This window comes from Dietzia sp. WMMA184 (assembly GCF_002441635.1).
In the GTDB taxonomy this organism is placed as follows: Bacteria; Actinomycetota; Actinomycetes; order Mycobacteriales; family Mycobacteriaceae; genus Dietzia; species Dietzia kunjamensis.
In genome coordinates this window covers 2916439-2932485 of the sequence record NZ_NXEI01000001.1, presented here as the reverse complement: position 1 = coordinate 2932485, position 16047 = coordinate 2916439, and the positions used below count along the sequence as shown (strand labels likewise).

Genomic DNA, 16047 nt, shown 5'->3' with positions numbered 1-16047 from the left:
CGTCTGGCCTGCCCTTCGGCGGGTGCGAGACGCCATGCCCGCGGGCGGCTGGAGCTCCAGCCGGCGACCGCGTAGAAAGGTGCCACCGCCGCGCGGCGTTCACGACATCCCTGTGGGGCCACGGTGCTCTCCTTCGGCCCCGGGCATGGTGCCGCCATGCCCCACCGGACATACGCCCTCCGCGACGCGGGCCACAGCGACCCGAGTGGCACAATCGCAAGGTATGACGCCTGAGACCACGGGACGAACGCTCCACCAGCTGCGCACTCTCGACCAGTCCTCCAAGCTCAAGGACGTCCTCTACGAGATCCGCGGGCCGGTACTGGCCAGGGCCAACCAGCTCGAGGCCGAAGGTCACCGCATCCTCAAGCTGAACATCGGCAACCCCGCGCCGTTCGGGTTCGAGGCGCCGGACGTGATCATGCGCGACATGATCGCCGCGCTCCCCCACGCGCAGGGCTACTCGGAGTCCAAGGGCATCCTGTCGGCCCGCCGGGCGATTTTCACGCGCTACGAGCTGGTCCCGGACTTCCCCCGTCTCAGCGTGGACGACATCTACCTCGGCAACGGCGTGTCCGAGCTCATCACCATGTCGATGCAGGCGCTGCTGGACGACGGCGACGAAGTCCTCATCCCCGCACCGGACTACCCGCTGTGGACCGCCATGACCTCACTCGCCGGGGGCAGGCCCGTCCACTACCTCGCCGACGAACAGGACGACTGGAACCCGTCGCTTGAGGACATCGCCTCCAAGATCACCCCGCGAACCAAGGCCATCGTGGTGATCAACCCCAACAACCCGACCGGCGCGGTCTACTCGCGTGAGGTCCTGCAGGGGATCGTCGATCTCGCCCGCGAGCACAGTCTGCTCATCCTGGCGGACGAGATATACGACCGGATCGTCTACGACGAGGCCGAGCATACCTCCATCGCCACCCTCGCCCACGACCTGCTCGTGCTGACCTTCAACGGACTGTCCAAGACCTACCGTGTGGCGGGCTACCGGGCGGGCTGGCTGGCGATCACGGGCCCCAAGGCGCACGCGGCCGGCTTCCTCGAGGGGTTGGAGCTCCTCGCGTCCACCCGCCTGTGCCCCAACGTGCCCGCGCAGCACGCCATCCAGGTGGCGCTCGGTGGCTATCAGTCGATCAACGAGCTCATCGAGCCCGGCGGCCGGCTGCACGAGCAGCGGGGCATCGCGTGGGAGAAGCTCAACACGATCCCGGGCGTGAGCTGCGTCAAGCCCATGGGCGCGCTGTACGCCTTCCCCAAGCTGGACCCGAACGTCCACGAGATCCACGACGACCGGCTGTTCGCCCTCGACCTGCTCGAGCAGGAGCGGATCCTCGTCACCCAGGGCACGGGCTTCAACTGGCCGGACCCCGATCACTTCCGGGTGGTCACCCTGCCCGCCTCCCGCGATCTGGGCGTGGCGATCGAGCGGATCGGCAACTTCCTGGCCTCGTACCGGCAGTAGCCCGGGGGCCGCGTCGGCCGGTGTCAGGTCGGCCGGGGGTCAGGTCGACGGGTGTCCGGAGCGCATCGACGGGACGACCCCCGGCCCGGCGGGGGCCGTCCCCGTGCGGCGGGTGGCGCCCTCCACCGGCACCCCGCGTCCGAGTGCGCGGTAGGTCCAGCCGGCGGCGCGCCAGCGGTCGGCGGGCATGCAGTTGCGACCGTCCAGCAGGACCCGGCCGCGCGCCACCCCGGTGACCGCGGCCGGGTCCAGCTCGACGAACTCGGGCCACTCGGTGGCCACCAGCACCACGTCGGCGCCCTCACAGGCGGCCAGCGCCGACTCGGCGTACGTCAGCGTGGGGAACAACGCCCGGGCGTTGTCCAGGGCCTGCGGGTCGTACACCACGGTGCTCGCGCCCTTGAGCGAGAGCATCCCCGCCACGTTCAGCGCCGGCGAGTCCCGCACGTCGTCGGAGTTCGGCTTGAACGCCGCCCCCAGCACCGCGACGGTCTTGCCGATGACCGTCCCGCCGCACGCCTCGACGGTCAGGCCCACCATCCGCTCGCGTCGGCGCATGTTGATCGAGTCGACCTCCCGCAGGAACGTCATCGCCTCGTCCGCACCCAACTCGCCGGCGCGGGACATGAAGGCCCGGATGTCCTTGGGCAGACAGCCACCCCCGAACCCCAGGCCGGCGTTGAGGAAGCGTCGACCGATCCGCTTGTCCATGCCGATCGCATCGGCCAAGACGGTCACATCGGCGCCGGCGGCCTCACACACCTCCGACACGGCGTTGATGAAGCTGATCTTGGTCGCGAGGAACGCGTTCGCGCTGACCTTGACCAGCTCGGCCGTGGCCAGATCCGTCACGATCACCGGGCACGGATCCGCCTTGAGGATCGGCGCGTACGCCTCGGACACCAGCTCCCGCGCGAGCCCCAGTGCCGACTCACCGCCGGCCAGGCCGATCACGATCCGATCCGGTGTCAACGTGTCGGCCACGGCGAAGCCCTCGCGCAGGAACTCCGGGTTCCACACCACCTCGACCCGCACCCCGTCCGGGGCGTGCCAGTCGGCGATCCCCTGCAATCGCGCGGCCGTTCCCACCGGCACCGTCGACTTGCCCACCACCGCCGCGTCCGCGGACAGCAGCGGCGTCAGCCGCGCCACCACGTCCTCCACGTACGAGGTGTCGGCGGCGAACTCGCCCTTGCGCTGCGGGGTCCCGACCCCGATGAAGTGCAGGTCGGCGAACGCCGCGGCCTCGGCGTAGTCGGTGGTGAACCGCAGCCGCCCCGACTCCACGTGCCGCAGCAGGATCTCCGGCAGACCCGGCTCGTAGAACGGCACCTCGCCCCGACGCAAGCGTTCGATCTTGGCCTCGTCGACGTCCACCCCCAGCACCTCGTGGCCCAGCTCGGCCATGCAGGCGGCGTGGGTGGCGCCGAGGTACCCGGTCCCGAACACGGTCATACGCATGGCGCTGTTCTACCCCGTCGACGCGGCGCGGCGGGAACGGACTGGTGAACGAGGGGCGAGTAACAGTCGCCGGGCTGCCGTCGTCCGCCGGGTCACCGGAAGTTCAGGTACGCCTTGGAGGCGGTGGGGCCGCGCTGGCCCTGGTACTTCGAGCCCACGGAGGCACTGCCGTACGGGGTCTCGGCGGGACTGGAGAGCCGGAACAGGCACAGCTGGCCGATCTTCATCCCGGGCCACAGCGTGATGGGCAGGTTCGCCACGTTCGACAGCTCGAGGGTGATGTGGCCGTCGAACCCGGGGTCGATGAAGCCGGCGGTGGAGTGCGTGAGCAGCCCGAGTCGACCGAGCGACGACTTGCCCTCGAGCCGGCCGGCCAGGTCGTCGGGCAGGCGGAGTCGCTCGAGGGTGGCCCCCAGGACGAACTCGCCGGGGTGCAGGACGAACGGGTCCCCCTCGGCGGGCTCGACCAGTTCGGTGAGCTCGTCCTGCTGCTGCGCGGGGTCGATGTGGGTGTAGCGCGAGTTGTTGAAGACGCGGAACATCCGGTCGAGGCGGACGTCGATGCTCGACGGCTGGATCAGCGCGGGGTCGAGGGGGTCGATGCCCAGCCGCCCGTCGGCGAGCTCGGTACGGAGGTCACGGTCGGAGAGCAGCACGGTCCTGAGGGTACCGCGCGCCTCCCGCGAGCAACCGGAGCTGGGTCCCCAGCTCGGTGACGTCCGTGCACGCCTCGGCGAACGGCAGCCGTTCGCGCCGGGCGCGGCCCTCGCGGTCCGTCAGCTCGATGTCGACGCCGGCGCGGTCGATGCCGATCAGGAGGGGTCGCTCGGCGGGCAGGCACCGGCAGACGCGCAAGGCCAGCCGCGGCACCACCTGGCAGCGCGGATCGTTGAGGTGGTCGAGCCAGTGCCCCTCGAGGTCGGTGAAGGGGTCGGGCCCGGAGGTGGCGAGGTCGTCGAGGGCGATGTCGGTGACGCCGGAGTCATCGGTGAGCAGGATCCGCTCCGTCCGGAGCCGGACGAGCGCCGACTCGGATCCGACCCCGAGCAGGGCCGAGTCGGGCAGGTCTCGCGCGATGCGGGTGGCGGCGTGGCGTTGGGCGCGCGCGTCGATCTGTTCGACCAGTCCGTCGACGACGACGAGGCGGCGACACCGGCCCCGGGCTGCCCCGCCGAGGATCTCGTCGAGCACCTCGAGACGGGCGTGCACTCCCCCGGACGGGATCGCCGCGGCGTCGGCCGTCGGGATGACGAGGCTGAGGTCGGCCGTTCCGGAAGTCCGGTGCGCGAGCGCGACCGCGGGAGTGGCGTTCACGCGGGAGCCGGCGGTGGGAGCGGGGAGACTCAGCGTGGCCCTCGCGCAGCGCCGCAGTGCCGAGCTCGCCCGTTCGGCCGGCTCGGGAACGGGTCCCACCAGTGATCGCATGCCTTCGCCCTCTCGTCATCGCGGTCCCAGCCTTTTCCGTTCCGGCGCCTCAGGGGTAGTGGCGCCGGAACGGAAAACACCGGAGCGGGGACGTGACTACCCGCAGCGAATAACTTAGGTAAGGCTTACCTGTAAAGACAAGGGCTTTCAGCGAATTCTTGTGAAGTGATTCACCGCGTCAGCGCGGAGAGTTGGGCGAGAACGTCGTCGGAATCGGCGCAGACCTGCGCGAACGGGAGTCTGACGAGGTCGCGGAACCCGCCACCGGTCGATCCGATGCGTAGGTCGACCCCGTACCGGTCGATCGCGACGATCCGCGGATCCGTGCCCGCGATCTGCCGCCCGGCACGCAACGCGAGACGGGAGGCGAGCCCGGTGTCGGCGGCGAGGCGGTGCAGCCAGACCTGCTCGTCGACGCCGATCGGGTCGACCGCCGCGGCGGCAAGGGACGCCCGGGGAACCACGTGGACGCCGTCCGCGGTGAGGTAGGTGATCTCCAGTGGCTGCAACTCGCTCAGGCGGAGCGACCCGCCCTCCGAGTTCGGGCCCGTCCCGCCCCCGTCGGCGGTGACCAACCTGCGCCGACGCGCCGGGGACGAGGCCGTCACGATCCCGGAGAGGGTGACAACTCCCCGGGCGACAGCGCAGTCGTCGTCGTCGCCCCCGGCAGCCCGCCCCCCACCACCGGCCCCTCCGCGTCCCGCACCACACGACGCGGGTCGGCCGTCGAGAGCGAACGACGGGCGCGGCGCGCAACCCCGGCACCGACCGGTACACACCGTGTCGACGATCTCGACGGTGGCGGTGGCCCCGGCGGCCGCGACCCGGTCGACGTCACCGGCCTCACGCGACATGCCCCCCACGTCGACCACCAGGACGATCACCCCGTCGTCCCGGACGCGCGCCGAGCGCAGCGGCCGCCTGAGCATGCCGGCCTCGATGGCCCCGGCCGCACCGCGGGCGAGCACCGTCCGTACCCGCTCGGCGATCGGCCGCTCCATGGCCTCGCGCACGTCCACCACGCACCTCCTGCAGGGCTGAGCCCGCGGACCGGCCATCCGGTCGCACAAATCGGACTGTCCTCCAGTTCAGCGCATGGCACGCCCGTTTCGTTCCCGAACCGACCCTCGAAACCACGTGAGACCTGCCACATCCCGGCGCCCTCCCGGCCCGGCGACCCCCCGGGAGCGCCTGGCGGATATGCACCGACCCCCGCTGCCGTGGTGAAATAGGCGCATGGACGAGATCAGGGACGAGCCCTCGAGGTACTTCTGGCGCTGGACCCAGTGGTCGTGGGTGTGTGTCGGCGTCGCCGTACTCATCGTGCTGATGGGGATCACCGGCGGCGGATCGGTCACGCCGTGGATCATCGGCGCGATCGCGGTGGCGGTGATCGGGGGCGTGGCGTTCGGATTCGTCCCCCGCGCGTCGCTCAACCAGCCCAAGCGGCCGATGACCACGGGCGCGAAGCGCAAGTCCGCCCGGAAGTGACCCCACCGCGCCTGCGGCCACCGGGGCTCGTGCTAATCTGAAGCCGCCTCCAGCAGGCACTGCCGATGTAGTTCAATGGTAGAACTTCTGCTTCCCAAGCAGACAGCGCGGGTTCGATTCCCGTCATCGGCTCCCTCGCCCGAACCGGGCCATTCTGCGGGGCACCTCCACCAGCGAGGTGCCCCGCAGTTCGTTGTTCCGGCCCCGTCCGCACCGGCCGTCCGCACCGGCCGCCCGCTCCTGCCATCCCGCCCGGATGAGCACCCGACGCCCCCGGCGCCACCTCCCCCGCTTGTACATCGTGCACTAACGCAAACGTGAAGTTCGTCACATCTACCGATGTGCGGCCCGCCCGATCTCCGTAGTGTCCGAGATCACACAGGTCGCCGACGAGAAGTAGATGTGCAGCCCGGATACCTCCCCAGAACACTCGCGGAACGCTTCGGCGACGCCCCCAGCATCCGTGACGACGCGACCCGGATGTCCTTCCGCGAACTCGACCGGGCGGTGACCTCGGTGGCCGCGCAGTTCAGCGAACACGGCGTCACCAGCGGGGACGTGATCGCGGTGATGCTCCCCAACCGGAGCGAGCTGGTGATCTCCATCTTCGCGGCGTGGTACCTCGGCGCAGCGGCCACCCCGATCAACCCGAACTTCACGCACGACGAGGCCGATCACCAGATCAACGACGCCGACGCCGTGCTCGTCGTGAACTCCACCGCCGACTCCCCCTCCGGCGGGCGACCGGCGATTAGCGTCGATGACCTAAGGACGTCGGGGAACGGTGCGCAGCTCGACCCCGTCGACCTGGCGGACGACGACCTCGCCCTGGTGATCTACACCAGCGGATCCACCGGGCGTCCCAAGGGCGTCATGCTCACCCACGCCAACGCCACGGCGATGTCCCGGACCATGGCCGACACCATGCGGATGACCGCCGAGGACCACTGCCTGCTGGTCCTGCCGCTGTTCCACGTGAACGCGTTGATGGTCAGCCTCCTGGCTCCCCTCCAGGTCGGCGCGCAACTGACGATCATGGGCGGCTTCGACGCCCAGAAGTTCTACGACACCGTCGAGAACCTCCGGCCCACCTACTTCTCCGCCGTACCCACCATCTACGCACTGCTGCTCACCAGGGCGGAGGGCCGGCAACCGGACATGTCCTCGCTCCGGTTCGCCGTCTGCGGCGCTGCTCCGGCCACGCGGGAACTCCTCGCGGCGGCCGAGGAGTTCTTCGACGTGCCCATCCTGGAGGGCTACGGCCTGACCGAGGCCACCTGTGCCTCGGCGGTCAATCCGATCGACGGCCCGCGCAAGCCCGGGACCGTGGGGCCGGCACTGCCCGGCCAACGTATCCGGATCGTCGACGACCTCCTCCGCGACGTACCCACCGGACAGACCGGGGAGGTACTGATCACCGGGGCCGTCGTGATGGCGGGCTACCTCAACATGCCGGAGGCCACCGCTCAGACGATCGTCGACGGGTGGGTGCGCACCGGTGACGTGGGCCGGCTCGACGAGGACGGCTACCTCAGCATCGTCGACCGGCTCAAGGACATGATCATCCGCGGCGGGGAGAACCTGTACCCCAAGGAGATCGAGAACGCCATCGGCAGCCTGCCGGGTGCACTCGAGGTCGCCGTGGTCGGCCGCCGGGATGACGTGCTCGGTGAGGTCCCCGTGGCCTTCGTCGTCCCGTACCCGGACGTGGAGCTGACACCCGACGCCGTGATCGCGCACTGCCGTGACCGCCTCACCCGGGTGAAGGTGCCGGTCGAGGTGACGATCACCGCGGCACTGCCCAAGAACCCGGTCGGCAAGATCGACAAACCGCGCCTGCGCACCTCGCTCGTCGCCTGACCCCTCAACCCTCGTTCCCTCAACCCTCGTTCCCTCAACCCTCGTTCCCTCAACCCGACCCGAGAAGGAGTCCCCCATGGGGTTTCTACAAGCCGATGTCCCGGCCGTCGATCCGGCCAAGTTCGAGTCCATCCCCACGATGGAACGGATGAAACTGCTTGCTCACCACTGGGTGGAGTTCGGATTCGGTGCGCCGAAGATCATGCACTCCCTGTACCTCGTCAAGGGCCTGGTCTTCTTCCTCGGCGGCTGGCTCATCATCGGGCTCTCCACGCCCGGCCTCCCGCTGACCGACCTCGGCGCGTGGTGGGGCGAGGTGATCGTCTACCAGAAGGCGATGATCTGGGTGATCCTCTGGTCCGCCACCGGGTTCAACGAATCGTGGGGCCCGTTGGCGTTCAAGTTCAAGCCCAACACAGCAGGGTACCGCTACTGGATGCGCACCGGGACGCTGCGGCTCCCGCCCTGGCCGGACAAGATCCCCTTCACCAAGGGAGACGAGCGTAAGGCCATCGACGTCGCGCTGTACTTCGCGATGCTCGCCACCCTCGCGCTGGGCCTGGTCCTGCCCGGTCAGCAGACCGCCGCCGCCTACAGCGAGGCCGGACTCGTGCCGCTGTGGCCGTTCGTCACGTTCGTCGCGATCCAGCTGGTGATGGGTCTGCGGGACAGGGTCACGTTCCTGGCGTCGCGTCCCGAGCAGTACTCCGTCATCATGCTCGGTTTCGGTGTTCTCACCACCTTCGGCGCCGGCCACGTGGACATGATCATCGTCGCCAAGATCGCGATGTTCGCGGTCTGGTGGGGCGCGTTCATCTCCAAGCTCGGCGTCCACTTCACGCCCACCGTGCAGACGATGCTCACCAACGGCCCGCTGATCAAGTCCAAGGCGCTGCGCCGGTCGCTCTACCGCAACGCGCCCGAGGACCTCATGCCCACCAAGGTGGCGTTCTTCGCCGCGCACGTCATGGGCACGATCGTCGAGTTCGTCGTCCCGCTCGTCCTGCTCTTCACCACCAACTGGACGGTCGCGGTCCTGGCCGCCGCGTTCATGATGTGCTTCCACGTGTTCATCTACTCGATGTTCGCGCTGGCCATGCCGCAGGAATGGAACCTCTTCTACGTGTTCGCGACGCCGGTGGTCTTCCTCGGCTTCTTCGCCGGCGACGGGTACGCCCTGTGGGACGCCAGCAGCGTGTGGGTCGTGGTGATCGCCGCGGTGCTCACCCTGACCGGCCCGATAGTCGGCAACTTCCGACCCGACAAGATCTCGTTCCTCATCGGAATGCGTCAGTACGCCGGCAACTGGGCCTCCTCCACGATGGCGTTCCGCAACAACGGGTGCGAGGCCAAGCTGGACAACCCGGCCTTCGCGACGTCCATGACGTCCCCGCACAACCAGCTGTCGGCACTGTTCGGCCCCGAGGGCGCCGAGATCTTCCTCCAGAAGACCACCGCGTTCCGGATGATGAACACCCAGGGACGCGGCCACATGTCGATCATGCCGTCGGTCCTGGACAGCATGGAGAACTACCGGTTCCGCGAGGGCGAGGTGCTGTGCACCTTCTTCTCCGGGTGGCAGTTCGGAGACGGGCACCTGTTCGACGAGCGGACGATCTCGGCGGTGCAGAAGCGGTGCAACTTCGAGCCGGGTGAGTTCATCAGCGTCTGGACCGAGTCCCAGCCACTGCACAAGAAGACCATCGAGTACCGCGTGATCGACGCGGCCCTCGGGGTCGTCGAGCGTGGCCACTACGACGTCCGTGACGTGGTCACGGAGCAGCCATGGCTTCCGAACGGGCCCATCCCGTTCACCGTGACCTGGCGCCACCCGGAGTACCTGCCGGCCGATCAGCGGGCGTCCGCGAGCGTTCCCGCCTCCCCCGGCGCCGAGGGCCCGCTCACGGACACGTCCCCCGCGGGCGGTCGCGACGAGTCCACGGTCGGGATGAGCTGAGTTCATGCCCACAGCGATCATCGTCGGTAGCGGGCCCAACGGCCTGGCAGCCGCGTTGACACTGGCCGCCGATGGAGTCGATGTCACCGTTCTGGAGGCATCCGACTCCATCGGCGGCGGCACCAGGTCCGGCGAGATGACCTCGCCGGGCCTGCTGCACGACCAGTGTTCGGGATTCCACCCCCTCGCCGTCGACACCGCCTTCAGCCGCCGGTTCGACCTCGAGGCCCACGGCCTACGGTGGGCGCTCCCCGAGGTCCAGTACTCGCACCCGCTGGACGGTGGCAGGGGTGCGGCGGTCTGGAAGTCGGTGGACCACACGGCCTCCCGACTCGGCGACGACGGGGAGTCCTACCGACGGATGTTCGGAGCCCTCACCGCACGCTTCCCACAGATCGCCGAGGAGTTCCTCCAGCCCCTCCTGCACGTCCCGGACCATCCCCTCGTCCTCGCCCGCTTCGGGGCCTACGCCGCCATGCCTGCCAGCGTGTTGGCCCGCCGGTGGCACACCGACGAGGCGCGGGCCCTGTTCGGAGGCGTCGCCGCACACGCCTTCCGCCCGCTCGGCTCGGTAATGTCCTCGGCGATCGGCGTCGCCCTGGGTACGGCCGCACACCGGTTCGGCTGGCCGGTGGCCGTGGGGGGTTCGGCGACGATCGCCACCACGATGGCGTCGATGTTGACCTCGTACGGCGGCCGGATCGACACCGGGGTCACCGTCCGCGACCACCGCGAGCTGGGGAACCCGGACATCGTCATGCTCGACACCTCTCCTGCCGCCGCTGCCGGGATCCTCGCCGGCGTCATACCCCGCAGGGTCGACCGCGCCTTCCGCCGCTTCCGACACGGGCCCGCGGCGTTCCAGGTCGCCTTCGCGGTCGAGGGCGGCATCCCGTGGTCCCACGAGCCGTCCCGGTCGGCCGGCACGGTCCACGTGGGGGGCACCTTCGCGGAGATCGCCGCAGCCGAGCGGCAGGTCGTCCGAGGGGAGATGCCGCAGCGGCCCTTCGTCCTGGTCGGCCAGCAGTCCGTCGCCGACCCCGCCCGCGCGAGGAACGGGCTCCATCCCGTCGACGCCTACGCCCACGTACCCGCGGGGTGGACGGGCGATGCCACCCAGACGATCATCGACCAGATCGAGCGATTCGCCCCCGGGTTCCGCGATCGCGTCCACGAGATCCACACGCGCTCGACCCGTGAACTCGAGGATCACAACGCCAACTACGTCGGCGGGGATATCGTGACGGGTGCCAACGACCCCCGCCAGTTGGTCTTCCGGCCGCGGGTCGCCCTCGACCCCTATTCGACCGGCGTGCCCGGCGTCTACATCTGCTCGGCGGCCGCCCCGCCCGGGGCGGGCGCCCACGGAATGGCTGGGTGGAACGCCGCGCGTTCCGCCCTGTCGTACCTGTCCGGACGGTGATCACGCAGGAAGGACACGGCGGGACCTGAGCCACCAGACGGACCCGACCCCGCCCGCACACATGCTCAGCACAACACCGCAGGATCCCGAGCGCCTCCGCGAACTGACCCGCCGCATAGGTCTGAGGCTCAGTTCGCGGACCGCGGCCATCTCCGACAGCATGACCGCGGCCATCGAGGACGCCATCGGCGAACTCACCGATGAGGACACACACTCGGCTCTGCACGCCAGCGTGACGAACAACGTCGAGGTCATCATCGACATGCTGTCGCACACCAAGGACGCACACGACCTCCCTCCCCTGCCCGACGCGGTGCACTACGCCGTCGCGCTCGCCCGCAGGGACGTCTCGAGCGCCGCACTGCGGCGGGCCTATCACGTCGGTTCCGACTGTCTCCTGGCCCATGTGTTCGACCAGGTGCAGGAGGTCGAGTGCGAGGACCACGAGAAGCTGCCGCTCTACCACCACCTCGCCGGATGGCTGTACCAGTACGTCGACGAGATCACCCGGACCGTCATCGCCGCACACGAGGAGGAGGTGCGCTCCTCCCACGACCGGGCGGCGCGGTCGATCAACTCGATCGTCAACCGGGTCCTCGACGGCGAGGGCATCGACCCCGCCGAGTTCGAGCGGGTGACGGGATACCGACTGAACCAGGTGCACGTCGGGTGCCGGGTGTGGATCGACGACTTCGGCGCGTTCACCGATCAGTCCCGATTGCTCGAGAGCGTCGTGGACAGTCTGGCCGGGCAACTCGGCGACCACCGCCCGCCGCTGATGATCGCCACCGGCCGCGCCACGGCCGAGGCCTGGTTCGGCATGGAGGGCCGTCGCCTCGCCGTCGACACGGGAGTCCTCGCGCCGATCGCCGCGGCGACCCCCGCGGCCCGGATATCCTTCGGCGCGCCCGGTGCCGGGGTCGAGGGGTTCCGCACCACCCGCACACAGGCAGCGCTCGTCGGCACGATCGCGCAGGTGTGCACCGGCGACGAGGCGCGTGTGGTCTCGTACGCGGACGACGGGATCCCCGTCATCGCCCGACTGGCCGAGGACCTCGCGTCCACCCGGCGATGGATCCGCGAAGTCCTCGGCGGCCTGGCGAGGGACACGGACGACGCGGCGAGACAGCGGGAGACCGTCCGGGTGTTCCTGGACTCGGCGGAGAACTACTCGGAGACGGCGTCCCGGCTGCTCCTGCACCGCAACACCGTGAGGTACCGACTGACCAAGGCCGAGCACGAACTGGGCCGGGAACCGGGGGCCAGGCGCCTGGACACCCACCTGGCTCTCACCCTCTGCCACGTGCTGGGCAGCGTGGTCCTGATCGCTGACGACGGCACGCCGGCGGGCTGAGCACACTCACCCGTGCCGGACCGGTCGGGCGCCGCTGGGAAGTCGGGCGCCGTCCGGAATCAGATGCGGTCCGGAGTCGCGGCTCCGGGACTCGGGCGCTCAGTCGGCCTTACCGTTGTCCCCACCGCGGCGGCGCAGGAGCTGGAATCCGGGGATGCCGGCGACCGCCTCGAGGCACTGTTGCGCCACCTCGAGGATCTGGTGGACCTCGGGGGCAACGGTGTCCAGTGAGGCCAGGACCGGCATGACGTCGTTCTCGAGGGTGTCGCCCAGCGCCGGCAGGTGGTCGATGAACTGGATGACCGCCTTGACCTCGTCGGGGTCGACCGACTCGAGGACGTCGTCGGCGATCGGTTCGAGCAACCGGATCGTCTTGTCCGCCCACGCCAGGACCTCGGTCATCCGGGTCGCCACGACCCGGGCGGCCTCCACGTCCAGGTCGGCGTCCACGAGCAGTGCCTCGACGACCGGCTTGACCTGAGCGAAGGTGGAGTCCGCGAAGTCGACGAGGGGGACGACCCGTTCGATGAGCCCGCCGGCGTCGAGGACCAGATCGTCCGCGGTGTCCACCGTCGTCCGGACGCGAGCCACCACGCCCTCGGCGGACTCGACGGTGCTCCCCACCCGCACGACCACGCCCTCGGCGGAGTCGATCGTGCCGTCCACGCGCCGCACCACCCCCTCCGCGGAGTCGATCGTGCCGTCCACGCGCCGCACCACGCCCTCGGCGGAGTCGATCGTGGCGTCCACGCGCCGCACCACGCCCTCGGCGGAGTCGATCGTGGCGTCCACGCGCCGCACCACGCCTTCGGCGGAGTCGACGGTCGAGCCCACCCGGCCCACGATCCCCTCGGCGGCAGAGACCGTGTCGGCGACCTCGTCGACGACCCTGTTGGCCCTGGCCACCGTGGTGCGGACACCGTCGACCGTGTCGACGGCGGTGGCCACGATCCCGTCGATCTGCCGCACGGTGCGGCTGACCTCGTCGAGCAGGTCCTGGATCCGCACGACCACGTCCTCCACGTCCGCGAGTAGCACGAGGACGCGGGCGGGCAGCATGAGCAACTCCCTGGCCATTCTCAGCTCCCACTCCACGACACGGAACGCCGTTCCCACCACGGAGGAGGCGGAGGGAACGCGGAGCTGGATGTCTGCCATGCGCTGATTGTGCCTGAACCACCCACACCGGGCAGCCGGTCCGCCCACCATGGAGACAGCGACGGTTCCGACCGGTCGGGCCGCGATCTCGAAGGAGCGAGCGATGGACGCACGATGGGTCGCCGATTTCTCCGAGCTGAGGCTGGCGGACGCACCCGAGTACGGCGGGAAATCCGCCAATCTCGGGGAGATGACGGGCGCGGGGTTCCCCGTGCCGCCGGGATTCTCGGTCGGACAGTCGGCCTACCTCGCCGCGATGGAGACGGCCGGTGTCCGGTCGCGCCTCTACGACGGCCGGGTCCCTGCCGACGGGACGAGCGAGGCGGAGCTGATGTCCCTCGCGGCGGAGTTCGGTGGCACCGTCGCCGGGGTGGAGATGCCGGCGCGACTGCGCGAGGACATCGTGGCGCACTACCGGTCGCTGGGGTCGGACGTCCCCGTGGCGGTGCGTAGTTCCGCGCCCGCGGAGGACGCCGGTGACACCTCCTTCGCGGGGATCCACGAGTCGTACACGGACGTCGTCGGCGAGGAGGCCGTGCTCGAGGCCGTGCGGGACTGCTGGTGCTCGTTGTGGACGCCGCGCGCCATGACCTACCGGGCGGTGTCGGGGTACGACGACGAACCGTCGATCGCGGTGGTGGTGCAGAAGATGGTCCGTTCCGACACGTCGGGCGTGGCCTTCACCGCCGACCCCCGCACCTCCCAGGTCGACCGCGTGGTGATCGAGGCGGCGTTCGGACTCGGCGAGGTGGTGGTGGGCGGCAAGGTCGAGCCCGACACGTACGTCGTGTCCAAGGCAGACCTGAACCTCCTCACCGTGCACGTGGGCCGGAAGGTCGCCCGGATCGTCGCGGGCCGCACGGTCGACGGGCTCGTCCCCGTCCCGGAGGCCGAGCAGTTGGACCGGGTGCTCGACGACGACCAGGTGCGCCGGGTCGCCCGCCTGGCCGTGATGTCCGAGCAGCACTACGGCGTGCCACAGGACACCGAGTTCGCCTTCGAGGACGGTGAGCTGTACATCGTGCAGACCCGCCCGATCACCACTCTGGACGCCGAGGCGGGGCGTGCGGGCTATCCCGGGACCGCCGGGACCACGGGCGATGAGGTGGATCCGATCGTCTCCGGCCTCGGCGCCGGGCCCGGCACCGCGATCGGGACCGCGCGCGTCCTCACCGAACTGGCGGACGGGGTGAACCTGGCCGCCGGCGAGATCCTGGTGGCCACGATGACCGACCCCGACTGGCTGCCGATCCTCCAGCGCGCCGCCGCGATCGTCACCGACGAGGGGGGCGTGACCTGTCACGCCGCCATCGTGGGGCGCGAACTGGGGCGTCCCGTGATCGTGGGCACGCGGTCGGCGACCGCCGACATCGCCGACGGGCAGACCATCACCGTCGACGGCACCGCCGGCGTCGTCTACCCGGGAGAGGTCCGCGCGGCCACGGCACCGCAGGCTCCCGCCGATGCCGGTGCGGCTCCCGAGGTGCGCACACGCGAGGTCACCGCCACAGCCGTCTGCGTCAACCTCGCGACGCCCGACGCAGCGGCGCGGGTCGCGGCGATGGACGTCGACGGCGTCGGCCTGCTGCGGGCGGAGTTCCTCATCACCAGCGCTCTGCAGGGGTTGCACCCGCGCCGGCTCATCGCGGAGGGCAGGACGGAAGAGTACGTGGAGCGGATGGCCTCGGGGATCAGCACCATCGCCGCCGCCTTCGATCCGAGGCCCGTGGTGTACCGCGCCACCGACCTGCGGTCCAACGAGTTCCGGGGGCTGCTCGGAGGGGAGGTGGAGGCCGAGGAGCGCAATCCGATGATCGGCTACCGGGGCTGCTTCCGCTACACCCGGGAGCCTGACCTGTTCCGGTTGGAACTGGACGCGCTCGAGCGAGTGCGGCGGCGGCACCGGAACCTGCACCTGATGATCCCGTTCGTCCGGACCGGGTGGGAACTGCGGGCCTGTCTGGACATCATCGACGCCCATCCGATCGGTCGGGACACGGGGCTCAAGCGCTGGATAATGGCCGAGGTGCCCTCGGTGGTGCACTGGATCCCCGAGTACGCCGCCATGGGAATAGACGGCGTATCGATCGGTTCCAACGATCTCACCCAGTTGACGTTGGGGGTCGACCGCGACTCGGAGGTGTGTGCGGACCTGTTCGACTCGATGGACCCGGCGGTGCTCGCGTTCATCGACCAGATCATCGACCGCTGCCACGAGTCCGGCCTCACCGTGTCCCTGTGCGGACAGGCGGCGTCGACCGATCCCCGTATGGCCGAGCACCTCGTCCGGAAGGGGGTCACGTCGGTCTCCGTCACGCCGGACTACGCAGAGGTGACCCGGCGGACCGTCGCCCGGGCCGAGCGGACGATCCTGCTCGACGCCGCCCGGGCCGCCGCCCGTCCCGGGCGTGACTGACCGCGCGGCGCGCCCTCGCAGGTCC

12 protein-coding genes and 1 tRNA gene are annotated in these 16047 nt (G+C 70.1%); 8 read left to right on the top strand and 5 right to left on the bottom strand.

What is annotated here, in order from left to right; all coding sequences use genetic code 11:
* Positions 1–223 precede the first annotated feature (223 nt).
* Positions 224–1477: a pyridoxal phosphate-dependent aminotransferase gene (locus CK206_RS13515; protein WP_096906698.1), complete on the top strand. Its 1254-nt coding sequence runs from the start codon at positions 224–226 to the stop codon at positions 1475–1477.
* Positions 1478–1516: 39 nt separating this feature from the next.
* On the opposite strand, the gene CK206_RS13510 is transcribed toward CK206_RS13515, so the two are convergent.
* The 4 genes from CK206_RS13510 to CK206_RS13495 form a co-directional block, all read right to left on the bottom strand.
* The gene (locus CK206_RS13510; protein ID WP_082924087.1) at positions 1517–2938 is read right to left on the bottom strand and encodes a UDP-glucose/GDP-mannose dehydrogenase family protein; all 1422 of its coding nucleotides are present in this window, start codon (positions 2936–2938) and stop codon (positions 1517–1519) included.
* A 92-nt stretch (positions 2939–3030) separates the two neighbouring features.
* On the bottom strand, positions 3031–3594 hold the full coding sequence (dcd, locus tag CK206_RS13505; RefSeq protein WP_067719486.1) for a dCTP deaminase: 564 nt from the start codon (positions 3592–3594) through the stop codon (positions 3031–3033).
* Positions 3575–4252 (bottom strand): hypothetical protein, encoded by a 678-nt coding sequence (locus tag CK206_RS13500; RefSeq protein ID WP_254050585.1) that lies wholly within the window; start codon positions 4250–4252, stop codon positions 3575–3577. Before CK206_RS13500 ends, dcd begins: the two co-directional genes overlap by 20 nt.
* A gap of 281 nt (positions 4253–4533) precedes the next feature.
* Positions 4534–5382: a DUF2470 domain-containing protein gene (locus tag CK206_RS13495; protein WP_253702244.1), complete on the bottom strand. Its 849-nt coding sequence runs from the start codon at positions 5380–5382 to the stop codon at positions 4534–4536.
* Positions 5383–5599: 217 nt separating this feature from the next.
* Between CK206_RS13495 and CK206_RS13490 the strand changes: the two genes are divergently transcribed.
* The 6 genes from CK206_RS13490 to CK206_RS13465 all read left to right on the top strand — a co-directional run bounded on the left by CK206_RS13490 (position 5600) and on the right by CK206_RS13465 (position 12448).
* On the top strand, positions 5600–5854 hold the full coding sequence (locus CK206_RS13490; protein ID WP_067719492.1) for a hypothetical protein: 255 nt from the start codon (positions 5600–5602) through the stop codon (positions 5852–5854).
* Positions 5855–5915: 61 nt separating this feature from the next.
* Positions 5916–5986 (top strand) — tRNA-Gly (locus CK206_RS13485).
* Between the two features lie 270 nt (positions 5987–6256).
* Positions 6257–7714, top strand: a complete 1458-nt coding sequence (locus tag CK206_RS13480; RefSeq protein ID WP_067719495.1) for a class I adenylate-forming enzyme family protein — start codon at positions 6257–6259, stop codon at positions 7712–7714.
* Between the two features lie 76 nt (positions 7715–7790).
* Positions 7791–9671, top strand: a complete 1881-nt coding sequence (locus tag CK206_RS13475) for a DUF3556 domain-containing protein (protein ID WP_096906697.1) — start codon at positions 7791–7793, stop codon at positions 9669–9671.
* A gap of 4 nt (positions 9672–9675) precedes the next feature.
* Positions 9676–11094 (top strand): NAD(P)/FAD-dependent oxidoreductase, encoded by a 1419-nt coding sequence (locus CK206_RS13470; RefSeq protein WP_096906696.1) that lies wholly within the window; start codon positions 9676–9678, stop codon positions 11092–11094.
* A 61-nt stretch (positions 11095–11155) separates the two neighbouring features.
* Positions 11156–12448 carry a CdaR family transcriptional regulator gene (locus tag CK206_RS13465; protein ID WP_096906695.1) on the top strand — a complete coding sequence of 431 codons (1293 nt, stop codon included), beginning with the start codon at positions 11156–11158 and terminating at the stop codon, positions 12446–12448.
* A 99-nt stretch (positions 12449–12547) separates the two neighbouring features.
* Here CK206_RS13465 and CK206_RS13460 read toward each other — a convergent pair whose 3' ends face one another.
* Complete coding sequence (locus tag CK206_RS13460) at positions 12548–13606, bottom strand: hypothetical protein (RefSeq protein ID WP_096906694.1); 1059 nt, start codon at positions 13604–13606, stop codon at positions 12548–12550.
* A gap of 103 nt (positions 13607–13709) precedes the next feature.
* Between CK206_RS13460 and ppsA the strand changes: the two genes are divergently transcribed.
* Entirely contained in the window at positions 13710–16022 is a 2313-nt protein-coding gene (ppsA, locus tag CK206_RS13455; RefSeq protein WP_096906693.1) for a phosphoenolpyruvate synthase, read from the top strand.
* Positions 16023–16047 lie beyond the last annotated feature (25 nt).